This window comes from Streptomyces capillispiralis (assembly GCF_007829875.1).
Taxonomy (GTDB): Bacteria; Actinomycetota; Actinomycetes; order Streptomycetales; family Streptomycetaceae; genus Streptomyces; species Streptomyces capillispiralis.
On sequence record NZ_VIWV01000001.1, the window covers coordinates 4,701,191 to 4,726,283 of the forward strand.

A 25,093-nucleotide genomic window follows, 5' to 3' on the forward strand; every position below is an offset into this window, starting at 1 on the left:
GGGTCGGGTCTCAGTTGCCGGAGACGGTGACCTTCTCGTCGTTCTTCAGCTGCTCGACCAGCTGCTTCACCTTCGGCATGTCCCACTGCAGGTTGCCGTTGCCGGCGCTGCCCGCGATCGGCATGTTCATCGACTTGCCCTCGCCGCCGCTGACGCCCTTCATCGCCCAGAACATCCCGGCCAGGTCGAACAGCCCCATGTCCTGGTCGACGACCAGGGAGTCCAGGCCCGCGCCCATCGTCGGGTACAGCTTGAAGGGGTTGAGGACGGTGCCCGGGGTGGCCACCTGGTTGGCGAGCGCGGACAGGAACTTCTGCTGGTTCTTCGTGCGGTCCAGGTCGGAGCCGGCCAGCGCGTACCGGGTGCGGACGAAGGCGAGGGCCTCCTCGCCGTTCAGCGTCTGCTTGCCCTTCTTGAAGTCCGCGCCGGACTTGGTGTCCTTGATGTCCTGCGGGATGTCCATCTCCACCCCGCCGACCGCGTCCACGATGCTCGCGAAGCCGCCGAAGCCGATCTCCACGTAGTGGTCGATGTGCAGACCGGTGTTGAACTCCACCGTCCGCACCAGCAGCGTGGGGCCGTCGATGGAGTACGCGGCGTTCAGCTTGTTCGCGCCCATGGCGGGCCTGGACTTGCCCGACTCCGAGCCCTTGAACTCCGGGATCGTGACGTTGGAGTCACGGGGGAGGGAGATCAGGGTCGGGCCGTTGTCGCCGGTGTGCAGGATCATCATCGAGTCGGTGCGCTTGCCCTCGGCGGACCCGGTGTGCAGCTTCTTCTTGTCCTCGTCGGACATGCCCTCGCGGCTGTCGGAGCCGACGATCAGGTAGTTGGTGCCCTCGCCCTTCTCGGGCCGGTCGACGACCGTGGAGAGGTCGACGTCGCGGTTGAGCTTGGAGTCGGCCCAGAAGTACGTGCCGACGGTCGTCACGACCAGCACGGTGACGACGGTGATCGCCGTCCACTTGATGCGGCGGCGCCAGTCCGGCGCCGGACGCGGACCGGGTCCGGGCCCGCCGCCCGGCCCGCCGGGTCCGCCACCGCCGGGCCTGCCGTAGACCTGGCCGGTGTTGTAGCCGCTGTCGTAACCGTCGGAGCCGCCGTGGCCCTGGCCGTCCACGTACGACGGCTGCTGCGGCACACCGCCGTACGCGCCCTGCCCGGCAGGGGCCGCCGGACCACGGCGGACCTGCCGCATGACACGGGCGCCCTCGGGCTGCGCGCTCCCGCTCCCGCGTCCGTAGCGTCCGCCGCGGTTGTCGTCGGACCTTGCCTCGGGCCAATCAGTCATGGGAGACAGTGTGCAGGTCCGGGCCGTGCGCCATGCAAGGGTCGTCGGAAAATCACAGCGCCGCTGTTGCGAAGCTGACACAAATCCCACCGATGTGACCTCGGCATAAGGTGGAGGCCATGACAGACCAGGCCCCAGCCGCACAGACGGAGACTCCGGACATCCCGGGCAAGCCCACCTCGGCGTCCCGTACGACCCTCAGCCACATCATGACCCACAACGACACCAACCTCCTCGGGACGGTGCACGGCGGGGTGATCATGAAGCTGGTCGACGACGCGGCGGGAGCCGTCGCCGGACGGCACTCCGGAGGGCCGGCCGTCACCGCCTCCATGGACGAGATGGCCTTCCTGGAGCCGGTCCGTGTCGGTGACCTGGTCCATGTGAAGGCCCAGGTCAACTGGACCGGGCGGACCTCCATGGAGGTCGGGGTGCGGGTGCTGGCCGAGCGCTGGAACGAGTCCACGCCGTCTACCCAGGTCGGCTCGGCGTACCTCGTGTTCGCCGCCGTCGACGCCGACGGCAAGCCGCGCCGGGTGCCGCCGGTCATACCGGAGACCGAGCGGGACGAGCGCCGCCGCCAGGAGGCGCAGATCCGCCGCGCCCACCGGCTGGCCCGCCGCCGCGCGATCATGGAGCTGCGGGAGAAGCGGGCGGCGGAGGGGTTCGAGGACTGACCGCTCCCCGGCTCAGGAGCACCCCACCTCGTCGCCCCGCACCACCCCGAACTCGTCCTGGCCCGGATCCTGCGCCCGCACCTTGCGGACCTTCTCGAAGTCGGCGCCCGCGATCACCTTCAGCGTGGCGCCCTGGCCCTCGACCGCGCGCAGTTCGCTGCCCGGCAGGGCCGCCGCCAGGGACCGCGCGGAGCGGTCCCAGCGCGGGTCGTGGACGACGACCGTCCGCCGCACGTCCCGGTCGGCCGCGTTGGCCGGGGCCCGGGTGGTGTCGAAGCCGGTCGCCGCCAGCGCCGCGTCCACGCGCCGGCCGAGACCGGCCGTGCGGGTCCCGTTCTCCACCTGGACCCGGATCCGCCGGGGGTCGACCGGCACGCGCCGCGCCGCGTCGGGCGCGTGCCGCACGGCGAGCGGCTGGTCCCGGCGCAGCGCCTCGAAGATCCGCTCGGACTTCTCGGTGTCCCACTTCAGGGTCGAGCCGACGCCCTTGACGGCATGCCCCATCTCCGCGATCGGCACCGTCGTGAACTCGGAGGAGGAGGGAGAGAAGTCCCGCATCGCCCGGCCGAGGTCGAGCAGTTCGTCGGTGCCGAAGCCCTTGTCCGCGCGGACCGAGCCGAGCACCGCCCGGGTCACGTCCCGGAACTTCATCGGGTTCAGCAGGATCCCGGACGAGGTGGTCCGGTCCACCAGCGCCGCCATGAAGTGCTGCTGGCGCTTCATCCGGCTGAGGTCGGAGGCGCCGTCCACGTACCGGGCCCGGACGTACTGCAGGGCCTGGCCGCCGCGGAGGGTGTGCCGGCCGGCCGGCAGGTCCAGGCCGGTGCGGCTGTCCTTCATCCGGCGGTCGGTGCAGATCTCCACGCCGCCGACCACGTCCACGGTCTTCATGAAGCTGGCGAAGTCGACCTCCAGGTAGTGGTCGATCTTCACCCGGGTCATCTTCTCGACCGTGCGCACGGTCAGCCGCGGCCCGCCCTCCGCGTACGCCGCGTTGAGTTTCAGGGGGTGCCCCCGGTGCTGCTCCCCGCTCACCCGGTCGGTGTGCGGAGGTGTCTCGGCGTAGGAGTCGCGGGGCAGGCTGACCACGCTGGCGCGGTCCCGGTCCTCCGAGATGTGCACGATCATGATCGTGTCGGTGCAGTGGCAGGGGGCGCCGCCGAGCCGGTACCTCTCCCGCTCCTCCCGGCCGATCCTCTCCCGGCCGTCGGTGCCGACGAGCAGGATGTTCGTGCCGTGCCCGGCCTCGGGACGGTTCTTCATGTCGCGGAACGGGTCGACCCGGGCGATGTCCTCGTCGAGCCCGGTGAGCACCGCGTGACCGATCCCGGCGGAGGCGAGCACCACGACCGAGAGCGTGGTGACGGTGCGCATGGCCCAGCGCGGCTTCCGGCGCGCGGGCGGGCGCGGGCCCCTGCGGGGCGGCCGCGGGGTCTGCTGCGGTGCGGTGCGGGGCCGGGGGGACCGCGGCGGCGTGGACAAGGGGACACCTCCGGACGACGGCCGTGCGAGCGATCGTGAGCACCGTAGGCCGATAGGATCTGCGGCCCGGCGCAGCGCCCCCGGCGCGCGCACCGGTGTCCCCCGTTCGCGGTAACGTGAGCGCTCTATGAACGCCAATCCCGACGTGCAGCTCCCCGCCGTTTCCGTGATCATGCCGGTCCTCAACGAGGAGAGGCATCTGCGCGGCGCGGTCCGCGCGATCCTCGCCCAGGAGTACGCCGGCGAGATGGAGGTCGTGATCGCCCTCGGTCCCTCCACGGACCGCACGGACGAGATCGCCGCCGAGCTCGTGGCCGAGGACCCGCGGGTGCACACCGTGCCCAACCCGACCGGCCGCACCCCGGCCGCCCTCAACGCGGCGATCAAGGCCTCGCGCCACCCGGTCGTGGTCCGCGTCGACGGGCACGGGATGCTCTCCCCGAACTACATCGCCACCGCCGTGCGGCTCCTGGAGGAGACCGGCGCGCAGAACGTCGGCGGCATCATGCACGCCGAGGGCGAGAACGACTGGGAGCACGCGGTCGCCGCCGCGATGACCTCGAAGATCGGCGTGGGCAACGCCGCCTTCCACACCGGCGGCCAGGCCGGCCCCGCCGAGACCGTCTACCTCGGCGTCTTCCGGCGCGAGGCGCTGGAGCGGCAGGGCGGCTACAACGTGGAGTTCATCCGCGCCCAGGACTGGGAGCTGAACTTCCGCATCCGTGAGGCGGGCGGGCTGATCTGGTTCTCGCCCGAGCTGAAGGTGTCGTACCGCCCCCGGCCGAGCGTGCGCGCGCTGGCCAAGCAGTACAAGGACTACGGCCGTTGGCGGCACGTGGTGGCCCGCTACCACTCCGGCTCCATCAACCTGCGCTATCTCGCCCCGCCGGCCGCCGTGTGCGCGATCGCCGCCGGGATCGTGGCCGGCGCGGTGCTCACGCCGTGGGGCTTCGTGGTCCCCGGCGGTTACCTCGCGGCGATCGTGCTGGGCTCCATACCCGCCGGCAAGGGGCAGCCGCTGAAGGCGCGGCTGCGGATCCCGGTGGCGCTGGCCACCATGCACATGTCGTGGGGCTGGGGCTTCCTGACCAGTCCGCGCTCGCTGGCGAAGAAGGTCATCGCCTCCCGGCGCCCCGCCGTCCACGCGGACGCGCCCGCCGCCTGACACCGCGGTCACCAGGGCCTCTCCCGGCCGGGGAGAGGCCCTTCGCGTTCACCAGGTGTAGTCGGGGTCGACGTGCATGCACGCCTTGTCGTCGGCCCCGTTGAGCGCCTGCGCCGACTCGGGGGTGGTGTTGTCCTCCTCGGGCGCCTCGTACTCCGTGCCCTCGCGCCAGTCGGCGCCCACGACGAGGGTGACGCCGGACACCTCGGTGGACCGCTTCACCGAGTCCGCCGGGATGCCCAGGGCCTCGGCGACGCGCCGGGCGTCGCCCTCCAGGTCGGCGCTCGGGTAGTGCACCACCGTCCGCTCCTCGCTGAGGGCGCTGGTGGTGTCGGCGGTCGTCGAGGTGAAGCCCTTCTCCTCCAGCGCCCCGGCCACGACGGTGGCCCGGCCGGAGGCGGCGGCGAGGGTGTCGGTGCGGGTGCCGTTGCGGACCTGGACGGCGATCTCGGCGTCCGCGGCGGCCGGGTCGGACGGGGCCTTCTTCTCGGCCTTCGCCGGCGCGGCGTCCTTGCCGTCGAGGGCGATGTCCTCGCGCACCAGACGGAACAGCTTCTCGGCGTCCTCGGTCGGCTCCACCCGTGCGCCCACGTAGCGGTTGGGCATCGTGGTCATGGTGATGCGCTCCGGCTTCACCGCGCGCAGCTCGGAGCTGAGGTCGTAGAGCTTCTTGACGGTGTCGAGCCCGGGGTCGACGGTGAGCGCCTCGGTGGCCTTCTCGGCCAGCCTGCGCAGCTTGTTGGGGCTGCTCAGGGTGGCGTTCGCCCGCAACTGCCGGACCAGGGAGTTCATGTACATGTGCTGCGCCTCGGCGCGGGCGAGGTCGCTGCCGTCCTTGAAGCCGTAGCGCGTGCGCAGCCACTGCAGGGCCTGCTCGCCCTTGATCGGGTGAGTGCCCTTGCGCAGTTTCAGCCCGGAGCCGTGCCCCCGGCTGTCGCGCGAGTGGATGTTCGCGTCGACGCACACCGGCACTCCGCCGACCGCGTCCGCCATGGACACCACGCCCGCGAAGTCGACCATGACGAAGTGGTCGATGTGGATGCCGGTGAGCTCCTGCCAGGTGGCCACGGTGCAGCCGGGACCGCCGTGTCCGAGGCTCTGGTTGGTCATCGTGCGCCCGTTGCTCGCCGGGTACACCGTCCCGTCGTCGGGGTCGGTGCACTTGGGGATCTCGACCAGGGTGTCGCGCGGCATGCTGATCACGGACATGTTGGACCGGTCGGCGGACAGGTGCACCAGCATCTGCACGTCGGCGAGCGGGGTGGAGCCGAACGTCTCGCGGGCGCCGCCGAGTTGCTGGTTCTCCTCGGTGTCCCGCGCGTCGGAGCCGATGAGCAGGATGTTCAGCGGGGTCTGCCCGGCCGCGTTCGGCGTCGGCTCGGCGACCTTGGTGTCGCCCAGGTTCAGGGGGTCCTTCTTGATGTTGCCGTTCAGCTGCCGGTAGTAGAGGTAACCCGCCCCGGCGGCGCCGATTATGAGCAGCGCGAGCACCGCCGCCGACCACTTGAGCAACCGGCGTGCGCGGCGCGGGCGGGGGCTGCCGGCGCCGTCGGACGGGGCCTCCTCCGGAGCGGCGTCCTCACGCTCGTCGTCACGGAGCGTCTCCCGCGTGGCGTCCTGCGTCACTGCCCCCGTCCTGACCACCCCTGGCAACTCCTCGCCTCGTCCACGCAGGCCTGTCCTGCGTCCTGTTAGACGCACGAGGCGCCCGTCAGTTGCCCTCCGAACGGCACCGACTTGGACACGGTGCGGGGGCCAGGGCAACCGTCCCGCGGACCGGCCGCAGACCCCTGCCGTGTCCCCGTCCGCGCCCTCTCCGCGCACACACCGCGCACACCGCGCACACCGCGCACGCACCGTCCGGCGCCGCCGTCGCGCCCCTCACGGCACGGAACGGGCCCGTCCGCGCCCCCAAGGGGACGCGGCGGGCCCGTCAGGTCACTTGGCGCACTCGACCTTGTCCGCCGTGGACTTCTCGACGTCGTCGGGCGCCTTGTCCGGCGGCGTGAGCGAGACGCCGGCGCCCTTGAAGTCCTTGCCGAGGGTCAGTGAGATCGCGGGCAGGCCCTGGGCGTTGGTGACGCTCTCGCCGGGCTTCATCGCCGACCCGGACAGCCCCAGGATGTCGGCGAGGCGGCGGGCCTGGGCGGCCTGGTCGGGGGCGTACTCGAGCGTGGTCTTGCTCAGTTCCGCGGGCGCGTTGCCCGCGTTCTCGGACTTGTCGACGCCCTGTTCGACCTGGAGCCAGCTGAGTGTCTCCTGGGCGCTGCCGCCGGGCGCGCCGCCGTTGAGGATGCGGACGCGGACCTCGGAGGCCGGTGCCTTCTCGCCCTTCAGCCGGGCGGCGACCTCGGCCTTCTCCTTCTTCTTCTGCTGCTTGACCTCGGTGAACGACACGTCGTTGCGGATCAGGTCGAAGACCTTGGGGGCCTCGGCCTCGTTGAGGACGACGGTCGCCTTCACCGTCTCCGCGGGGTTGTCGCGCACCGGCACGGTGGTGAACGACAGGTTCTTGACGTTGAGTTTGCCCAGTTCCAGGCCGAGGTCCTTGAGCTTGCCGATGCTGTCCAGCTGGGAGTCGACGGTGAGCGCCTCGGTGCCCGCCTCGGCGAGTTTGATCATCTTCGAGGGGCTGGTGAGGGTGTCGTTCGACTTCAGTTTGCGCATCAGCGCGCTCAGGAACTGCTGCTGGAGTTCGATCCGGCTCAGGTCGCCGCCCGTGCCCACCGAGTGCCGGGTGCGCACGAACGCCAGCGCCTCCTCGCCCTCGATGGTGTGCGTGCCCTTGGACAGCTTCAGGTGGGAGTCCGGGTCGTCGATGTCCTTCGCCAGACACACCTCGACGCCGCCGACCGCCGAGGTCAGCGTCTTGACGGCGTTGAAGTCGGCCACCATGAAGTTGTCCGGCTTGATCCCGGTCAGCTCCGTCACGGTCCGCATGGTGCAGCTCGGCGTGCGGCCGCTCTGGCCGAGGCTGGTGTTGAAACGGACGCCGGAGGAGCCCGGGATCACCTTCTGGCTGCCGTCCTCCTGCTGCGTCGGGCAGTCGGGGATGTCGACTATCAGGTCGCGCGGGATGCTCAGCGCGGTCGCGTTGGAGCGGTCCCTGGAGACGTGCAGCAGGATCGTGGTGTCGGCGTGCCCGGCACTGCCCGCGTCGCCGTAGCCGTCGTTGCCCGCGCCGGTGCGCTTGTCGGTGCCGATCACCAGGATGTTGATCGCCTTGTCCTTGCTGAAGCCGCCGGTGCTGGCGCCGTCGTCCGGGACGGAGGTGATGTTGTCGTTCAGGTGCTCCAGGTACAGGTAGCCGCCCACGCCGGTGGCGAGCACCACGAACGCCATGGTGCCGCCGGCCCACAGCAGGACCTTCTTCGCCTTCGGCTTCTTCGCCGGCCGGCGCCCGCGCCGTCCCGGCGGCTCCTCCGGCGGCGCGCCGCGGCGTCTGCGCTGCGGCGGGACCTCCCGGCCGGGCTTCTCGCGCTCCCGCGTCCCGCGGCCGGTCGGCTCGGCCGAACGGCCCGGTGCCGCCGACCGGCCGCGCGCGGCGCCCCCGCGCGCGGAACGTCCGGCACGCCGCGGTCCGGGGACCGGCGACTGCGGTGCGGAAGTGCTCAGTCGCAGTTCGTATTCACCAGTGTCCGGATTGAGTACCCACTGGTCTGCGGGGTCGATGTTCTCCCCCCGCCCACGGCCTTGCGCGTCCACGGTCGCTCGAATCCTCCGTCGGGGCCACGCGGCGCCTTTCCCCTCCCAAGGCGCTCGGGTCTCGGTCACACAGTGCGGGATCTCAGGACGGGCCTGAAGGAACGGACGCACCGGAGCGCTCACACTAACGGTCCTGATCGACCCCGGGCGACGCCGGTGACGAATTCCACGTCCTCACAAGGGGCAATCCGCCCATTTCCCTGGACGAGAGTTCGTACTCCTGGAGTTGGTTTGGTGCAGGTTTTACGCGCAGGTGTCCTCGGCGGCCGTGTTCCCCGAGAACGTCGGGGCCGGAGAGGCCGTCCCGGGCGTCTTCCCCGATTCCTTTTCCGTGGCCTTTTCGTCACCGTCCGTGTCGACCGCCACGGGTGCGTCCCTGCGCAACCGCTCGAACAGTTTCTCCGCCGCGGGCTGCGCGAGCTGGTCCCGATTGGCGTTTCCGGCGTACGGCTCGCGCGGGACGGTCAGGAATTGCACGCCTTCCGTGGGGATCTGCCGCAGCCCGCGCACGAGGTCGTACAGGCCCCGCAGGCTGGCCAGCCCCGGGTCGGTCGTGAGCGAGGAGGTGGCCGCGTCCAGAACGGGATACAGCTTCACCGGATTCAGCAGAACGTCATTGCTGCGCACCTTGTTCACGAGGGCGCCGAGGAACCGCTGCTGCCGTTCCATACGACTGGTGTCACTGCCGTCGCCGATGCTCTTGCGGGCGCGGACATAACCGAGCGCCTGCTCCCCGCTCAGCGTCACCCGGCCCGCCGACAGCCTCAGTTCGGCGGCCTCGTCGTCAATGGGCTCGCGCAGGCACACCTCGACGCCGTCCACCGCGTCGACCATGTCCTTGAAACCGTCGAAGTCGACGACGACATGGTGGTCGACGCGAATGTCCGTGAGTTTCTCGACGGTGCGGATGGTGCAGGCGGAACCGCCCACCTCGAAAGCGGAGTTGAACATCGTGAACACGGGTTCGGAACGTGATCCGTCCGGACGGCGACAACCGGGTACGTCCACCATCAGGTCCCGGGGTATGGACACCGCGGTGGCACTGCGCCGGCCCGCCGACAGGTGCAGCAGGATCACGGTGTCCGACCGCTGCGTCCCCGGGTCCCGCCCGTAGCGCCGGTTCTCCTGGCCCGAGCGCGAGTCGGACCCGATCAGCAGGATGTTCCGGGCGTCCTTGACGAGGGCCGTGGGCCGCTCCTTCTCGAACCGCGCGAGTTCGGCCGCCGCCGCCTCGTCCGGGGTGATGTTCCCCTCCAGCTTCATGTACACCGCCCACCCCGCCCCCGCGGCCGCGACGACGACGACGGCGACCGCGAGCGCCGTACCGCGCGCCCAGCGCCGCCTGCGCCGGGCCCGCCCCCGCCCGCTCGCCGAGGACCCCGCCACCGCGAGAGGTGTGCCTTCGGTGTCGCTCATGACCGGGTCCACCCCCTCACTGCGTACGGGACCGGGACGGCGTACGGGCGCGTCGGCGCACGGGGGCGGCCGAGGTCCCCGTACGGACGGGAGCGTGCGGCGCGGCACGGGGCGTGTGCCGTCGCTACGACGATGACCCGGGAGGGCGCCGGGCGGCGGGTGGTGCTGCGCCGAACGGGGGAGGGGGCGGAGTGGACGGGTGGGACCGGGCCCGGCCCGGTTTGCTCCGCGGGGTGCGGCGTCCGCTAGCGGGCGATGACCGTCACGCGCTCGCTGTCCACCCGCTTGTCCAGCGCGTCGTCCGCGAGGCGGTCCAGGTTCCGGCACAGCACCACGGAGCCGCCGGTCGCCAGCGGACCGTACAGTCCCGTGTTCAGACCTTCCCAGGTGTCGAACGGCAGCCCGGACAGGATCCGCGAGCCCGGCCCGGTCAGCCCGAGCTCCGCCGCCTCCGCGCGGGCCCGCTCGACCACCTCCGCCCCGGTGAACTCCCGTCCCGCCACGATCAGCGCCGGCTCCTCGGCGTCCACGGGCGCGTACGGCACGAACCGGTCGCCCTGTCCCGGCACCTCGACGGCGTAGTCGGCGAAGCCCTCCGGCGGCTGCGGGAAACGCCCGCCGAGGGGGCGCAGCGCCAGCGCGACCCGGGGGCCCGAGCAGGCCCGCGCCGCCTCCAGCGACTCCGGCTCCGGGCCGCTCACCACCACGTCCGCCGCCGCCGGGTCCCCGGCCACATCCGCGACCACGCCCACCGACGCGCACGCCAGCAGCCAGACCGCCGTCTGCCAGTGCGCGGGCAGCAGCAGCGCCACCCGGTCGCCGGGCTCGACGGACAGCTCGTCCTGGAGGAGGTTGGCGGTCTTGGCCACCCAATTGGCGAAGGTCGCCACGGACAATTCGACGCGTTCGCCCGTGGCGTCGTCGTAGAAGGTCACCAGAGGGCGTCCCGGGTCCGCGGCCAGCGCGGAACTCAGCAGGTCGGCAGGGGTGCGGTCGGTCGCGTTCACCCGCGCAAGCGTACGCGGGCCGGTCCGCGCGCACCGCCCGTGCGGGGCACCGGTTCGGGGGAACGGGGTCCGACAGTCCGTCAACTCCCCGATGGACAGATTTGTCTGACCATGTCCAAAGTCAGGGGTATGCGTGGAATCCTTGCTTCCTCAATCGGTGTCACCTGCGCCGCCGCCCTCGCCCTCCCGCTCGCTCCGCCCGCCACCGCTGCGGCCGCGAGAACGGCCCCGACGGCAGAAGCGGCCACGCGCGCGGCGGTGACGGCCCAGCCCGACGTCCCCGGCAGCACCCAGTCGCTGCCGCTGCGGACCCTCACCCGCGACCGCGCCTCCGGCGCCGCGGTCCTCGGCCTCGCCCCCCGGGCGGTACGGCACTTCTCGCTCCTCGGCGTCGTCTGGGACGACCCCGCCGCCGAACTCCACGGCCGCGTCCAGGTCCGCACCCGGGCGGCCGGCACCGGCACCTGGACCGGCTGGCGGGACGTCGAGACCCACTACGCCGACCACGCGGCCGATCCGGGCACCCCGGAAGCGGCCTCGGGCCGGGTACGCGGAGCCACGGCACCCCTGTGGGTGGGGGAGTCCGACGGGGTGGAGATCCGGGTCCAACCGGAGCCCGGGGAACCGGGGACCGGGGCGCCTTCGGGTGACGGGTCCTCGGTGGACGGGCCCTCGGCCGGTGCGGTTTCGGGTGACGGGTCGTCCGCCGGTGCGGTTTCGGGCGGCGGCGGGTCCTCGGTGGACGGGTCCTCGGCTGGTGCGGGCTCGGGTGACGGCTCGTCCGCCGGTGCGGTTTCGGGCGGTGGCGGGTCCTCCACCGGTGCCGTTTCGGGTGACGGCCCTTCGGGTGACGGTGCCTCGGCCGGGGCCTCCTCCGGCGACGACCCCTCGGCTCTGCCCTCCGGGCTGCGGCTCGATCTCATCGACCCCGGGACGGCCGCCCCGCCCCCGGGTGAGGCCACCGGAGCGGCTGCCGGACAGCCCACCGGCGAGGACGCCGAGGTCCCCCGCACCGGTGCGATGAGCGCCGAGGCGACCGCCGCCTCCGCGGCCAACGCCCCCCTCGCACCGCTCGGCGCCACCGAGATCCCGGCGCTGACCGGCGAACAGACCCGGCAGGAACTGCTCGCCCTGCGCGGGCCCGAGCTGACCGAGCAGCAGCGGGCCAGGCCGTACATCGGGCCGCGCCCCGCCATCGTCACCCGGGGCGGCTGGGGAGCGGACGAGAGCCTGCGGGAGAAGCAGTTCGTGTACACCGGCAAGGTCAAGGCGGCCTTCGTGCACCACACCGCCTCCGGCAACAACTACTCCTGCGCGCAGGCCCCTTCGCTGATCCGCGGGTTCTACCGCTACCACGTCAGGAGCCTGGGCTGGCGGGACATCGGCTACAACTTCCTCGTCGACAGGTGCGGCAGGATCTACGAGGGCCGGGCCGGGGGCGTGGCGAAGCCGGTCAAGGGCGCCCACACCTTCGGGTTCAACACCGACACCACCGGCATCGCCGTGATCGGCTCCTACGACTCCAAGAAGCCGTCGTCCTCCGCGGTGAAGGCCATCGCCCGGCTCACCGCCTGGAAACTCGGACTGCACGGCATGAATCCACGCGCCAAGACATATCTGAAGTCCGGTGGTGGCAATCTCTACCGAAAAGGTAAGAAGGTACGACTGAACGTGATCTCCGGTCACCGGGACGGGTTCAACACCGCGTGCCCAGGGGGGAAGCTCTACCGCAAGCTCGGCACCGCCCGTTCCACCGCGGCCCGTTACCAGGGCCGCTGAGGCGGTCCGGGCGTCCCTTCCTGCCGGAGACACCGCCGTCGCACGCGCTGTGGAACGGTCTGCATACACTGGCCGGCCGAAAGACAGTTCGGCCGGTCCCGGCAGGAAGCAGAGACGACAGGTGACAGAAGCGATCCTCCTGGTCGGCGGCAAGGGCACGCGACTGCGCCCGCTCACGGTGCACACACCGAAGCCCATGGTTCCGGCGGCCGGGGTGCCCTTCCTCACGCACCAGCTGGCGAGAGCGAGAGCCGCGGGCGTCGAACACATCGTCATGGCCACGTCCTACCTGGCCGAGGTCTTCGAGCCGTACTTCGGCGACGGGGCGGCCCTGGGCCTGCACATCGAGTACGTGACGGAGGAGGAGCCGCTCGGTACGGGCGGCGCGATCCGCAACGTCGCGTCCCGGCTGCACTCGGGGCCGGACGAACCGGTACTGATCTTCAACGGGGACATCCTGACCGGGCTGGACATCCGGGCGCTGGTGCGCACGCACGAGACGACCGGCGCGGACGTCTCGCTGCACCTGACGAAGGTGACGGATCCGCGCGCCTACGGGCTGGTCCCCACGGACGGGACGGGGAGGGTGCTGGCGTTCCTGGAGAAGCCGCAGACGCCGGAGGAGATCGTCACCGACCAGATCAACGCGGGGGCGTACGTCTTCCGCCGGTCGTTGATCGACACGATCCCGACGGGCCGGCCGGTGTCGGTGGAGCGGGAGACCTTCCCGGAGCTGCTGTCGGCCGGGGCCCATCTCCAGGGCATGGTCGACTCCACGTACTGGCTGGACCTGGGCACTCCCGCGGCGTTCGTGCGGGGCTCGGCGGACCTGGTGCTCGGCCGGGCGCCGTCGCCGGCCGTGCCGGGGCGCTGCGGTGACCGGCTGGTGCTGCCGACGGCGACCGTGGCGCCCGACGCGAAGCTCGCGGGCGGGACGGTGGTGGGCGAGGGCGCGTTCGTGGCGGAGGGCGCGCGCGTCTTCGGCAGCACGATCCTGCCCGGGGCGGTCATCGAGCCGGGCGCGGTCGTCACCGACTCGCTGATCGGCACGCGGGCGCGGGTGGGCGAACGGTCGGTCCTCACCGGCACGGTGATAGGCGACGGCGCGGTCATCGGAGCCGGCAACGAACTCCGCGAGGGTGTCCGCGTGTGGTGCGACGCGCGGATTCCGGCGGGGGCGGTTCGCTTCTCCTCGGATCAGTAGGGGGCTGCCTGCGGCGCGGGTGCGGGTTCTCGCCCGCGGCGCAGGGTGCGGTGCGGTGGGGTGCGCGCAGCGCCTGCGGCCGGTGGACGGGGCGGGGCGGGGGTGTGCGTCCCCGGTCCGTCCCCGGCCCGGCGCGGAATCCGGCGGCCGGGTGCTCTCAGAACCGTCCGATGTCACCGTGCGGCATGCGCGGTGCCCGGCGTTCCGGTACGCGTCCGCTCAGCAGGATGAGCCGCGCGGCGCGGTGCCGCTGACCGGCGTACGGCTCCAGGAGCGACAGCATGGCGGCGTCGTCCGCGTGCCGGTCCCCCGCCAGCGCGAACCCCACGATCCCCGGCAGGTGCAGATCGCCCACGGTCACCGCGTCCGCGGCCCCGTGACTGCGCTGCACCGTCTCCGCCGACGTCCACGGCCCGATCCCCGACACCAGCTCCAGCCGCTGCCGCGCGGCCGCCGGGGGCATGGCCACCGCTTCCTCCAGCCGTGCGGCGACCCGTACGGCCCGCAGGATGGTCGACGCCCGCTTGTCGTCGACGCCGGCCCGGTGCCACTCCCAGGACGGGATCAGGGCCCAGGTGCGCGGAGCCGGCATCACCGACATCCGCTCCGGTGCGGGACCGGGCGCCGGCTCCCCGTACGCGCGCACCAGCAGCCGCCACGCCCGGTAGGCGTCGCCGGTGGTGACCTTCTGCTCCAGGACCGACGGGATCAGCGACTCCAGCACCAGCCCCGTACGGGTCAGCCGCAGACCGGGCCTGCGGTGACGGGTGAGGGCCAGCAGCCTGTGCCGGGGGACGAAGGCGGACGGGTCGTCGGCCGCGCCGAGCAGCTCCGGCAGCCGGTCCAGGAGCCAGTCGGCGCCCGGACCCCAGGCCTCACCCCGGACCTCACCGGCCCGCTGCGTGACCCGGAGCGTGCCCGGGCCCGCCGGTGTCAGGCTGGCCCGCCACACGGAGCCGTCCGGCAGCGCCCGGAACGTCGGATCGCCGGGGCCGCGCCGCAGCGGCCCGAGCACCAGGCCGAGGTCCAGCGGGCCGTCCGGCGTCCAGTCCCGCACCCGGGCCGGCGCCTGGCGGGGCACGCCGACGGACCCGCCGCGCACGGTCGTACGCGTCGGGCGGGGAGCGAAACGTCCTGCCACGGCAAGTCCCAGGGTGGAGCGGATGGGCTCCTACGAGGGTAGGGCCGGCTCACCGCACCTCGATGAACGCCCCCGGGTCCCGCTCCGGCCGCGGACGCGGGTCCTCGGCGGGATGGCCCACCGCCACCGCGCCCATGGGGTCCCAGTGCGCGGGCAGGTCCAGGACCTCCCGGACCACGTCACGGCAGAACATGGTCGACGACACCCAGGCCGAGCCCAGCCGCTCCCCGGCCAGGGCGACCAGGAGGTTCTGCACGCCCGCGCCCGCGGCGACCACGAACATCTCCCGCTCCGCGCCGTCCCGCCGCGCGTCCCCGTAGGTGTGCGAGCCGTCCATCACCAGGCAGGGCACGACCAGGTAGGGCGCATTGCGCAGGACGTCGCCGCGGCGGACCCGCCGGGCGACGGACTCCTCCGTCCTGCCGTCGCGGCGCAGGTCCGCGATCCAGGCGTCGCGCATCGCGTCCAGGAGGCGGGTGCGGGCCGCGGGGGACTCCAGCAGGACGAAACGCCACGGCGTGGTGTGGTGGGGGGCCGGTGCCGTCACGGCCGCCGCCACCGCGCGGCGCACCGCGCCCGGGTCGACCGGCTCGTCGGTGAAGGCCCGCACCGTACGGCGCTGGGTCACCGCCTGGCGCACGGCCTCGGAGGTGCCGAGGCGGAACATGTCGTCGCGGGCGCCGCGGACCAGGGCCCGCGCGCCCTCGCCGTCGTCGGGCGCCACCACGTGGGGCAGCCCGCGGACGACGGCCACCGGGAGGCCGGACGCCTTGCCCTTGACCAGGTCGCCCGCCGCGGCCAGTTCGTCGGCCGTGGCGACGACCGTGGCGGCGAGCGGATTGCCGTACGCGTCGGTGCCGCCGCGCAGGTCGTCCAGGACGCGGACGCCCGCCGCGCCGATTGCGACGTCCGTCAGGCCCGAGCGCCAGGGCCGGCCGGAGGTGTCGGTGACGATCACGCCGACCTCGACGCCGAGGGCGTCGCGCAGGCCGTCGCGGATCGCCCGCGCGGAGGCGTCCGGGTCCTCGGGCAGCAGCAGGACCGTGCCCGCCGGGGTGTTGGAGGCGTCGACGCCGGCCGCGGCCATGACCAGGCCCTGCCGGTTCTCGACGATGCGCAGGGTGCCGCGCCGGGCCACCACGCGGACCGTCTCCGCGTCGATCGCGGCCTCCCGGTCGGCCGCCTCGACGACGCGGCCCTCCGCCTTGGAGACGATCTTCGAGGTGACCAGGAGGACGTCGCCGTCGGCCAGGCCCGGTCCGGTGGCGGCGATCAGCTTGGCCAGGTCGTCGCCCGGGCGGACCTCGGGCAGGCCGGCCACGGCCCACACCCGGTAACCGGGCGCGGGGTGCGCCTCCCTCATACCGCCCGCACCTCCTCCGCCAGCGCCAGTGCCTCCCGCGCCATCCGCGCGGACGCCTCGACGTCGGTCATCATCAGCGGCACGGCCCGGCAGCGGATCCCGGCGGCCTCGACGCGCTCCACACAACCCGCGTCGACGGTGTCGACCAGCCAGCCGTCCAGCAGGCCCGAGCCGTAGTGCTCGGCCACCGCGGCCGCCGTGGACTCCACGCCCACGGCCGCGAGCACCTTGTCGGCCATGCCGCGCACGGGCGCGTCCCCGACGATCGGCGACAGGCCGACCACCGGCACGCCCGCGTCGGCGATCGCCTCACGGATGCCCGGCACGGCGAGGATCGTGCCGACGGAGACCACGGGGTTGGAGGGCGGGAAGAGGATCACGTCGGCCCCGGCGATCGCCTCCAGGACGCCCGGGGCCGGCTTCGCCTGCTCCGCGCCGACCGGCACGACCGCCTCGGCCGGCACCGAGGCCCGCAGCCGCACCCAGTACTCCTGGAAGTGGACCGCCTTGCGCTCGCCGGACCCCTCGGCGGAGCCGCTGTCGGGCAACGTGACCGCCACGTGCGTCTCCACGCGGTCGTCGGTCATCGGGATCAGGCGCACGCCCGGCTGCCAGCGGTCGCACAGCGCCTCGGTCACCGCGCTCAGCGGATATCCGGCACCGAGCATCTGCGTCCGCACGATGTGCGTGGCGAAGTCCCGGTCGCCGAGCCCGAACCACTCCGGGCCGACGCCGTAGGCCGCGAGCTCCTCCTTGACGCGGAAGGTCTCGTCGGTCCGCCCCCAGCCCTGCTCCTCGTTGATGCCGCCGCCAAGGGTGTACATCACCGTGTCGAGGTCCGGGCAGACCTTCAGCCCGAAGAGGTGGATGTCGTCCCCGGTGTTGCCGATGACGGTGATGTCCGCGTCCGGCACGGCCCGCTTCAGACCGCGCAGGAAACGGGCACCGCCGATGCCGCCTGCCAGAACCACAATGCGCATGGGGCCATCCTCGCAGGCGGCTACGACATCACGTCAGGCAGTCACCGGGCCCGGCACCGCGCGCGCCTCGCAGTGCGGGGTGTGCATCGGCATCTCGGTCAGGCCCGGGTAGTAGATGTGCAGGCTGACGGCGGGCTCCAGCGCGTCGTTGACGACCTCGTGCACATAGCCCGGCGCGAAGACGCGCTGCGCGCCCGCCGTCAGCGCGCGGGTGCCGCGGGCGGTGTGCTCGGTCAGGGTGCCGTCGAGGACGGTGAGCACGCCGGAGGAGGGGCCGTGGTCGTGCTGTCCGCTGCCCTGGCCGGGCACCCAGGACAGCAGCCACACCTCGTATCCGGGCCCGGTGCGCAGCCGGTGGTACCAGCGGCTGGTGGCGTCGTAGCGCACGAGGTGCTCCCACTGGGAGCGGTCGGCGGCGACGGAACGGGCGAGGCCGGCGAACTCGGCCACGGTGGCCGGGTGCTCGCGCGGCGCCTGGAGCAGGTGCGGGACTTCGAGGATGTCGCCGGCGATCTGGAGGTCGCTGTCGCTGTTCATGGGGTGCGGAGTTCCTTGGCGGAGAAGCGGTGGGGGTGGGGTGTCGCGTCGCGTGCGCCCGGGTCGCGGGCCTGCGGCGAGGGATGCCCTGGTGGAGCGAAGGAAGGTGCCCTGATGGAGCGAGGGGAACTGCGTCCGGGTCGCGGACGACCCGGTGGCGGCCGGAGCGCGTGGGCTCAACAGCCGGAACAGCGACAGCTACAGCGAGCGCGGGCAGCACCGAGGAACCCGGCGGAGCGGGTCGAGGTGAGTGCCGAATTCGCGAGCATGCCCACAAGGACAGCGGTTCACTCCGCCACTGTCAACTCGACGCCCGATATGTAGGACATGGTTCACCTCATCCGGTTCTTCTCGTAGGCGAAAGGTTTGCTCAGTCGTTTCCCGGGACACAAGGTGCGCACGGCCGGGCGCCGCGCGTGCCGTTGCGATCTCGTGATGCGACTGTGATCCGGTTCGCTTCGGCGCGGGTGTCGCAACGGGATCGATCTCGTGGGCGTCTTCCCCGTAGAGGCTCTGCGGGGGGCCGGAAGCCCTCGTGGGTCCCCTCCGCGTGTCAAGGTTTAGGGTGATTTGAACACTTAACGCTTGGCCTTGGTTCCGCAGAGTGAATAAGGGGCTCAATAGCAGATCTCGGCTTGACTCGCCCGGAGCAGCACACTTGTAATTTCACTCGTGTCGTTCAGCCGGGATCGGTAACGGCTACATCACGGGGACGCGAAAGACGGACGAGGGGCGCACATGACCGAGCTGGTGCAGCAACTGCTGGTCGACGACGCGGACGAGGAGCTCGGCTGGCAGGAGCGCGCGCTGTGCGCCCAGACCGACCCCGAGTCCTTCTTCCCCGAGAAGGGCGGCTCGACCCGCGAGGCCAAGAAGGTCTGCCTCGCCTGCGAGGTCCGCTCCGAGTGCCTCGAATACGCCCTCGCCAACGACGAGCGCTTCGGCATCTGGGGCGGCCTGTCCGAGCGGGAGCGCCGCCGGCTGAAGAAGGCCGCCGTCTGACACGGCGCCACATCACCGCCGTACGCGCGTCATCTCCGCACAGCGGACACCGAGGACACACGCACGTCACCACGTACATACGGAACTCACGGCCCGTCGCGGGTGGACCATCCACCGGCGACGGGCCGTTCCGTCCGGTCACCGCCCCCACCGAGGCGCTCCGCGCCGCCCCGTTTCATCTGCCGATAGTGTGGTCGCTCGTCCGAGACGCCCCGCTGCCCCCACCGGGCGCGGGCGTCCCCCACAGTCCACCGAACCGGGGCCCGTACCTCGATGTCCGTGCACAGCCACACCGCAGCCCGGCAAGACCTCGCTGCCACCGCAGGGTTTGACCCCGCCCGCCCGCCCGAGTTCCCGCGTCACGTGGTGACCGCGGTCCTCGTCTCCCACGACGGTGCCCGCTGGCTGCCCGACGCGCTCGCCGGGCTGCTCGGCCAGGAGCGCCCCGTCCAGTTCGCCATGGGCGCCGACACCGGAAGCGCGGACGACTCCGCCCGGCTGGTCACCGACGCCCTCGGCGACGACCGCGTGCTGCACCTCGCCCGGCGCACCGGCTTCGGCCAGGCCGTCGAGGAGTGCAACCGCAGCGCCCCGCACCTCACGCCGGACGACCTGCCGTACCTGAAGCGGCCGAGCGGCTGGGACCCGGTCACCCGCAGCTGGCGCGACGACGCCTACGACCTGCCCGAACTCCCGCACGGCGAACCGGTGCAGTGGCTGTGGCTGCTGCACGACGACTGCGCCCCCGAACCCGACGCGCTGGCCCAGCTGCTGCGCGTCGTGGAGAACGAGTACGAACTCGGCCGCGACGACGTGGCCGTCGTCGGCCCCAAACTCCGCGGCTGGTACGACCGCAGGCAGCTCCTCGAGGTCGGCGTCTCCATCGCCAACTCCGGCCGCCGCTGGACCGGACTGGACCGCCGCGAACAGGACCAGGGCCAGCACGACCACGTGCGGTCCGTCCTGTCGGTGTCCACCGCCGGCATGCTGGTCCGCCGCGACGTCTTCGACCGGCTCGGCGGCTTCGACCGCCACCTGCCCCTGATGCGCGACGACGTCGACCTGTGCTGGCGCGCGCACTCGGCCGGACACCGGGTCCTGATCGCCCCCGAGGCGGTCGTCCGGCACGCCGAGGCCGCCTCCCGGGAACGCCGCACCGTCGACTGCGTGGGCCGCACCTCCGCCTCCCCGCACAAGGTGGACAAGGCGGGCGCCGTCTACGCCCTGCTCGTCAACAGCCGTACCGCGGTGCTGCCCTGGGTACTGCTGCGCGTCGTCCTCGGCACCCTGCTGCGCACCCTCGCCTACCTCGTCGGCAAGGTCCCCGGGCAGGCCGTCGACGAGATCCGCGGCCTCGTGGGCACCCTGCTGTGGCCCGAACGGATCCTCGCCGGACGCCGCCACCGCGGCAGCCCGCAGATCGACAAGGGCGAACTGCGGCAGCTGTTCCCGCCGCCCGGCGCGACCGTCCGCGTCACCGTGGAACAGATCGCGAGCAACCTCGTCGGCCGCTCCGACCCCGAAGCCGCCTCCGGCGCCGGACGCCACGGCAGCGCCACCGAGTCCGGACCCGGCGGCGACGACGCCGACTTCCTCGAGGTCGAACAGTTCGCCCGTCTCAAGCGCATCGCCCGCAAACCCGGCCCGGTGCTCTTCCTGTTGCTGCTGCTCGTCTCGCTCGCGGCCTGCCGGGGACTCCTCGGCGGCGGCGCGCTCGCGGGCGGCGCCCTGCTCCCCGCACCGGCCGACTCGGCCGACCTGTGGGCGCGTTACACCGACGCCTGGCACACCGTGGGCGCCGGCGGCACCGGATCCGCCCCGCCCTACCTCGCGGTGGTGGCCGCCCTCGCCTCCCTGCTCCTCGGCTCCACCGGCCTCGCCGTCACGATCCTGCTGGTCTGCTCGGTCCCGCTGGCCGGGTTCACCGCGTACCTCGCCTCCCGCCCGCTCGTCGAGTCCCGGCTGCTGCGCGCCTGGGCGGCCGTCGCCTACGCCTTCCTGCCCGCCGCGACCGGCGCCCTGGCCGGCGGCCGCATCGGCACCGCCGTCCTCGCCGTCCTGCTGCCGCTGATCGCCCGCGCGGGCATCGCCGCGAGCGGCCTCACCAGCACCTCCGGCACCCGCGGCAGCTGGCGCGCCACCTGGGCGTACGCGCTGCTGCTCACCCTCACCACCGCGTTCACGCCGATCGTGTGGCCCATCGCGCTGGTCCTCGGACTCGGCGTCCTGGCCCTGCGCCGGAGCGACATCCCGGCGTACGGGCTCCGCTTCCTGGCCCAGCTGGGCACCCCCCTGCTGGTCCTCGCCCCCTGGTCGCTGTCCCTCCTGCCGTTCGGCTTCTTCCGGGAGGCCGGCCTGGAGTACGGCCCGTCCGCCGCCTCCGCCCTCGACCTGCTCGGCGCCAGCCCGGGCGGCCCCGGCACCGTCACCGGTCTGCTGCTCATCGGCCTCGTGCTCGCCGCGCTGGCCGCCCTGCTCCGCTCCGAGCGCCGGCCGGCCATCCTCACCGCGTGGGCGGCCGCCCTGGTGGGCCTCGTCTTCGCGGTCCTGTCCAACCACTCCGCCTGGGCCGGCCCCGCGACCCTCGTCTACGGCATCGCCGTCCTGGCCGCCGCCACGCTGGGCGCCGACGGGGCCCGCGCGCGGGTCGCCGAGCAGAGCTTCGGCTGGCGCCAGCCGGTCGCCGCGCTGATCGCCCTCGCCTGCGCCGTCGGTCCGCTGCTCGTCGCCGTCGGCTGGATGCTGCGCGGCGCCGACGGGCCGCTGGAGCGGCGCGACCCGGTCCAGGTGCCCGCCTTCGTCGCCGAGGAGAGCGGCACCCGCGACCAGGCCCGCACCCTCGTCCTCGACAGCGACTCCACCGCCCACGTCGGCTACGTGCTGGTCCGCGGCTCCGGCGCCCGCATGGGCGACGCCGAGACCGCCGAGGTGGACGGCGAGAACGCCCGGCTCGACAAGGTCGTCGCCAACCTGGTCGCCGGCTCCGGCGCCGACCAGGCCGACCAGCTCGGCGGCTTCGCCGTCCGCTACGTCCTCGTCCACCCCGGGGCACCCCGCGAGGTCACCCGCGTCCTGGACGCCACCCCCGGCCTGAGCCGGCTCAGCCAGCAGGCGGGCGGCGCGCTGTGGCGGGTCGACCGGCAGGTCTCCCGCGCGAGCATCGTGCCCGCCGGGGACGGCGACGCCGAGCCGCAGCCCGTCGCCGCGGGCCCGGTCGAGATCCACACCGAGATCCCGAGCGGCACCGAGGGCCGGACCCTCCGCCTCGCCGACACCGCCGCCGACGGCTGGACCGCCACCCTCGACGGCGAGCCGCTGCCCCGCACCACGGTCGACGGCTGGGCCCAGGGCTTCGAACTCCCCGCTTCCGGCGGCACGCTGGACGTCACCTACGACGCCCCGGTCACCCACACCGCCTGGCTGTGGACGCAGGGCCTGCTCGCCGTCGTCCTCGTCGTCATGGCCCTGCCCGGCCGCCGCCGCGACGTCGACGACGACCTGCCGGAGGAAGAGGCCGTCCCGGCCGAGGCCCTGGCCGGCGAGGGCCGCCGCGCCCGCCGCCTGCGCGCCCAGGCCGAGGCCGAGGCGGAACCCGCCCCCGAGGAAGCACCCGCCGAGGAACCCGCCCCCGCCCCCGTCCCGCCCCAGCCCGACTACACGGACTGGCAGCAGACCGGCGACCAGTACCAGCAGCAGCAGTACGCGCAGGACCCCTACCACCAGCAGTACCCGGCGGACCCCTACCAGGGCGGCCAGTACGACCCGTACGCCTACGGCACCCCCCAGCCGCCGTACGACCAGGCGTACCCGCAGGGCTACGACCAGAACTACGCGCAGGGCTACGACGCGCCCTACGACCCCCACGGCACGGGCAGTGAGCGTCCCGACGGGAGCCAGCAGTGAACCGCACCACCCTGTCCCTGATCGCGGGCGCGACCGCGCTCGCCGCCGTCACCGGCTTCGCCGCGGTGTCCGCACCGGACGCCGGGACCACGGACGGGACGGCCGCGGCGTCGGCCCGCCTCCCCGTGGAACGCACGACCCTGCTGTGCCCCCGGCCCAGCGGCTCCGACCTGGCCGAGACGACGTACACGTCCTTCACGCCGCTCACGAAGGGCACGGAGGACACGGGCAAGGCCGTCCTGCGGCCCGCCGCGGAGAAGACCGACGAGAAGGCCGACGAGAAGCCCGACGAGAAGGCCGTGCTGGAACCCGGGGACCCCGGCAAGCCGGTCACCGGGGACACCACCGGTGCCGACGCCCCCGCCCTCGTCGGCACCGCCGAGGGCCGCTTCGCGCCCGGCTGGACCGTGCAGCAGACGACGGAGGTCACCGCCGGCACGGGCCGGGGCCTGCAAGGTGTCGCCTGCACGGCCGCGGACACCGAATTCTGGTTCCCGGGCGCCAGCACCGACCCCGACCGCACCGACTACGTCCACCTGACCAACCCCGACGACTCGGCGGCGGTCGTGGACATCGAGCTCTACGGCGAGGACGGCGCGCTCAAGACGGTGGTGGGGGAGGGCATCACGGTCCCGCCGCACTCCTCCGAGCCGGTCCTGCTGTCCACGCTCACCGAAGAGAAGCAGACCGACGTGACCGCGCACGTGGTGGTCCGCAGCGGCAGGGTCGGCGCGGCCGTCCAGGCCCTGGACGCCGAGGTGGGCGGCGACTGGCTGCCCGCGTCGGCCGACCCCTCGGGCACCCTGGTCCTGCCCGGCATCCCGAAGGACGCCACCGCCGTACGCCTGGTCGCCTTCACCCCGCGTGACGCCGACGTCGACCTCAAGGTGCGCCTCGCCTCCCCGTCGGGCCTGATCACCCCGGCCGGCAACGAGACGCTCCACGTGAAGGGCGGCATGACCTCGGCCGCCGACCTGGGCGACCTCACGCGCGGCGAGGCGGGCTCCCTGGTGCTGACCGCGTCGGACAGCACGGTCCCGGTGGTGGCGGCGGTGCGGGTGCTGCGCGGCGACGCCGGCGAGCAGGAGTCGGCCTTCATCCCGGCCGCCCGCCCCGTCGGCCCCCGCGCGACGTCCGCCGGCAACACCGCCGAGGGCACGACCCTCTCGGTGACCGCCCCAGAAGGCACGGCCACGGTCAAGGTCACCGCCTCCGCGGGCACCGAGGGCGGTACGCCGGCGTCCAAGACGTACACGATCAAGTCCGGCACCACCCAGGACATCGAGGTCCCCGTCCCGGCCGGCGCGAAGGGCACGTACGCCCTCACGCTCGAACCCCGGTCGGGCACCCCCGTCTACGCCTCCCGCACCCTCGGCACGACGTCGGACGGCGTCCCGTTCTTCACCGTCCAGCCGCTCCCGGACGACCGCGGCATGGTGGCCGTACCGGAATCGGAGGAGGACCTCTCGGTCCTGCAGCGGTAGGCAGCGCCCGCGCGGCCCCCGACGGCGCCCGGGGCCGCGTACGGCGCGGAGGGGGCGGGGCGGGGGTGCCCGCCCGCAGCGGCCGGCGCGTCCGCACCCCGCACTTCTCGACCGACCGATTCCGCGCCGGACCGAGGACGGACACCCCCGCCCCGCCCCCGCCCCACCCACGTGCTACGCGCACCGCACCGAACCCGGCGCCGCAGCCAGAGAACCCACAGACCCCCGCGCCGCGCCCCCTCAGTCCTCCCCGTACCGCGGATCCACGGTCTCCGGCGTCAGCCCCAGCAGATCCGCCACCTGCTCGACGACCACCTCGTGCACCAGCGCCGCCCGCTCGTCGCGCCCCTTGGTGCGGATCTCGACCGGCCGCCGGTAGACCACCACCCGCGCCGGACGCCCCTCGCGCGCGGCCACGGTCCCGCCCAGCGGCACCGTCTCGTCGCTCCACCCCGCCCCCGCCGCCCCGTCCAGCCGCGGCACGTCCAGCACGAGGAAGTCGACGTCGGCGAGCTGCGGCCACCGCCGCTCCAGCCGCTCCACGGAGTCCTGCACCAGATCCGCGAACGTCTCCGCGCGACTGGCGGCGAGCGGTACCTGGGGTGGTGCGATCGGGCCGCGCATGCCCCGGCCGTGGCGATCACGGCGTCGGGGCCCGGGGCCGGCGGCACGGGGCGTCACAGGGCTGTCCATCACTGCGAAGCGTAGTCGTCGCGTCGCCGACCCGCCCGACACCCACCCGCCTTGGGGAGAACCCGCGCGGCATGTCACAACATGACCATTCCGGCCAAGCTTGGGCTCGATTCCATATCTCTCCGCGACCGATCACCTCTAGGCAAATGACGGTGTTTGTACCAACTGGTGACCGGAACCAGAACCGCCGCGCCCCTTGGACGTCCACGTCGAACCAGGTCAGAGAGGTATGCCCAAAGGGGCATGTGGGGTGTTTCACACCAC

18 protein-coding genes are annotated in these 25,093 nt (G+C 73.2%); 7 read left to right on the forward strand and 11 right to left on the reverse strand.

Annotated elements, in window-relative coordinates:
• Positions 1-10: 10 nt before the first annotated feature.
• Positions 11-1,291, reverse strand: a complete 1,281-nt coding sequence (locus FHX78_RS20470) for an LCP family protein (protein ID WP_444545364.1) — start codon at positions 1,289-1,291, stop codon at positions 11-13.
• A gap of 119 nt (positions 1,292-1,410) precedes the next feature.
• On the opposite strand from FHX78_RS20470, the gene FHX78_RS20475 reads away from it, so the two are divergent.
• Positions 1,411-1,968, forward strand: a complete 558-nt coding sequence (locus FHX78_RS20475) for an acyl-CoA thioesterase (RefSeq protein WP_145868878.1) — start codon at positions 1,411-1,413, stop codon at positions 1,966-1,968.
• A 12-nt stretch (positions 1,969-1,980) separates the two neighbouring features.
• On the opposite strand, the gene FHX78_RS20480 is transcribed toward FHX78_RS20475, so the two are convergent.
• Positions 1,981-3,450, reverse strand: a complete 1,470-nt coding sequence (locus tag FHX78_RS20480) for an LCP family protein (RefSeq protein WP_444545363.1) — start codon at positions 3,448-3,450, stop codon at positions 1,981-1,983.
• A gap of 127 nt (positions 3,451-3,577) precedes the next feature.
• Here FHX78_RS20480 and FHX78_RS20485 point away from each other — a divergent pair, with 127 nt between their 5' ends.
• The gene (locus FHX78_RS20485; protein WP_145868879.1) at positions 3,578-4,615 is read left to right on the forward strand and encodes a glycosyltransferase family 2 protein; all 1,038 of its coding nucleotides are present in this window, start codon (positions 3,578-3,580) and stop codon (positions 4,613-4,615) included.
• Between the two features lie 48 nt (positions 4,616-4,663).
• Here the strand turns inward: FHX78_RS20485 and FHX78_RS20490 are convergent, their stop codons facing one another.
• From FHX78_RS20490 to FHX78_RS20505, 4 genes are all read right to left on the reverse strand, one after another.
• A complete protein-coding gene (locus FHX78_RS20490) occupies positions 4,664-6,241 on the reverse strand; it encodes an LCP family protein (protein WP_145868880.1) in 1,578 nt (525 codons plus the stop codon).
• 312 nt (positions 6,242-6,553) lie between these two features.
• A complete protein-coding gene (locus FHX78_RS20495; RefSeq protein WP_145868881.1) occupies positions 6,554-8,320 on the reverse strand; it encodes an LCP family protein in 1,767 nt (588 codons plus the stop codon).
• A gap of 243 nt (positions 8,321-8,563) precedes the next feature.
• Positions 8,564-9,736 carry an LCP family protein gene (locus tag FHX78_RS20500; protein WP_145868882.1) on the reverse strand — a complete coding sequence of 391 codons (1,173 nt, stop codon included), beginning with the start codon at positions 9,734-9,736 and terminating at the stop codon, positions 8,564-8,566.
• Positions 9,737-9,981: 245 nt separating this feature from the next.
• A complete protein-coding gene (locus FHX78_RS20505) occupies positions 9,982-10,743 on the reverse strand; it encodes a TIGR03089 family protein (RefSeq protein ID WP_145868883.1) in 762 nt (253 codons plus the stop codon).
• A gap of 129 nt (positions 10,744-10,872) precedes the next feature.
• Here FHX78_RS20505 and FHX78_RS20510 point away from each other — a divergent pair, with 129 nt between their 5' ends.
• Both FHX78_RS20510 and manB read left to right on the forward strand, forming a co-directional pair.
• The gene (locus FHX78_RS20510; protein WP_229923873.1) at positions 10,873-12,522 is read left to right on the forward strand and encodes an N-acetylmuramoyl-L-alanine amidase; all 1,650 of its coding nucleotides are present in this window, start codon (positions 10,873-10,875) and stop codon (positions 12,520-12,522) included.
• A 121-nt stretch (positions 12,523-12,643) separates the two neighbouring features.
• A complete protein-coding gene (manB, locus tag FHX78_RS20515) occupies positions 12,644-13,726 on the forward strand; it encodes a mannose-1-phosphate guanylyltransferase (protein WP_145868884.1) in 1,083 nt (360 codons plus the stop codon).
• 157 nt (positions 13,727-13,883) lie between these two features.
• Here the strand turns inward: manB and FHX78_RS20520 are convergent, their stop codons facing one another.
• The 4 genes from FHX78_RS20520 to FHX78_RS20535 are packed head-to-tail and all read right to left on the reverse strand — an operon-like array spanning position 13,884 to position 17,747.
• A complete protein-coding gene (locus FHX78_RS20520) occupies positions 13,884-14,867 on the reverse strand; it encodes a DNA-3-methyladenine glycosylase family protein (protein ID WP_145868885.1) in 984 nt (327 codons plus the stop codon).
• Between the two features lie 49 nt (positions 14,868-14,916).
• Positions 14,917-16,230 (reverse strand): coenzyme F420-0:L-glutamate ligase, encoded by a 1,314-nt coding sequence (locus FHX78_RS20525; RefSeq protein ID WP_145868886.1) that lies wholly within the window; start codon positions 16,228-16,230, stop codon positions 14,917-14,919.
• A complete protein-coding gene (cofD, locus tag FHX78_RS20530; protein WP_145868887.1) occupies positions 16,227-17,210 on the reverse strand; it encodes a 2-phospho-L-lactate transferase in 984 nt (327 codons plus the stop codon). Before cofD ends, FHX78_RS20525 begins: the two co-directional genes overlap by 4 nt.
• Positions 17,211-17,243: 33 nt before the next feature.
• Positions 17,244-17,747 (reverse strand): cysteine dioxygenase, encoded by a 504-nt coding sequence (locus FHX78_RS20535; RefSeq protein WP_145868888.1) that lies wholly within the window; start codon positions 17,745-17,747, stop codon positions 17,244-17,246.
• A 738-nt stretch (positions 17,748-18,485) separates the two neighbouring features.
• Between FHX78_RS20535 and FHX78_RS20540 the strand changes: the two genes are divergently transcribed.
• From FHX78_RS20540 to FHX78_RS20550, 3 genes are all read left to right on the forward strand, one after another.
• Positions 18,486-18,749 carry a WhiB family transcriptional regulator gene (locus FHX78_RS20540; RefSeq protein WP_003975777.1) on the forward strand — a complete coding sequence of 88 codons (264 nt, stop codon included), beginning with the start codon at positions 18,486-18,488 and terminating at the stop codon, positions 18,747-18,749.
• 273 nt (positions 18,750-19,022) lie between these two features.
• Entirely contained in the window at positions 19,023-22,652 is a 3,630-nt protein-coding gene (locus tag FHX78_RS20545; RefSeq protein WP_145868889.1) for a glycosyltransferase, read from the forward strand.
• A complete protein-coding gene (locus FHX78_RS20550) occupies positions 22,649-24,136 on the forward strand; it encodes a DUF5719 family protein (RefSeq protein WP_145868890.1) in 1,488 nt (495 codons plus the stop codon). The genes FHX78_RS20545 and FHX78_RS20550 overlap by 4 nt, the downstream gene beginning before the upstream one ends.
• Before the next feature lie 240 nt (positions 24,137-24,376).
• On the opposite strand, the gene FHX78_RS20555 is transcribed toward FHX78_RS20550, so the two are convergent.
• The gene (locus FHX78_RS20555) at positions 24,377-24,760 is read right to left on the reverse strand and encodes a metallopeptidase family protein (RefSeq protein ID WP_145868891.1); all 384 of its coding nucleotides are present in this window, start codon (positions 24,758-24,760) and stop codon (positions 24,377-24,379) included.
• Between the last annotated feature and the right edge of the window lie 333 nt (positions 24,761-25,093).

Coding starts and splice junctions, on each gene's coding strand:
- FHX78_RS20470 (WP_444545364.1), bottom strand. CDS start 1,291: ATGACTGATTGGCCCGAGGCAAGGTCCGACGACAACCGCGGCGGACGC.
- FHX78_RS20535 (WP_145868888.1), bottom strand. CDS start 17,747: ATGAACAGCGACAGCGACCTCCAGATCGCCGGCGACATCCTCGAAGTC.
- FHX78_RS20525 (WP_145868886.1), bottom strand. CDS start 16,230: ATGAGGGAGGCGCACCCCGCGCCCGGTTACCGGGTGTGGGCCGTGGCC.
- FHX78_RS20545 (WP_145868889.1), top strand. CDS start 19,023: ATGTCCGTGCACAGCCACACCGCAGCCCGGCAAGACCTCGCTGCCACC.
- FHX78_RS20485 (WP_145868879.1), top strand. CDS start 3,578: ATGAACGCCAATCCCGACGTGCAGCTCCCCGCCGTTTCCGTGATCATG.
- FHX78_RS20500 (WP_145868882.1), bottom strand. CDS start 9,736: ATGAGCGACACCGAAGGCACACCTCTCGCGGTGGCGGGGTCCTCGGCG.
- FHX78_RS20510 (WP_229923873.1), top strand. CDS start 10,873: ATGCGTGGAATCCTTGCTTCCTCAATCGGTGTCACCTGCGCCGCCGCC.
- cofD (WP_145868887.1), bottom strand. CDS start 17,210: ATGCGCATTGTGGTTCTGGCAGGCGGCATCGGCGGTGCCCGTTTCCTG.
- FHX78_RS20475 (WP_145868878.1), top strand. CDS start 1,411: ATGACAGACCAGGCCCCAGCCGCACAGACGGAGACTCCGGACATCCCG.
- FHX78_RS20540 (WP_003975777.1), top strand. CDS start 18,486: ATGACCGAGCTGGTGCAGCAACTGCTGGTCGACGACGCGGACGAGGAG.
- FHX78_RS20555 (WP_145868891.1), bottom strand. CDS start 24,760: ATGCGCGGCCCGATCGCACCACCCCAGGTACCGCTCGCCGCCAGTCGC.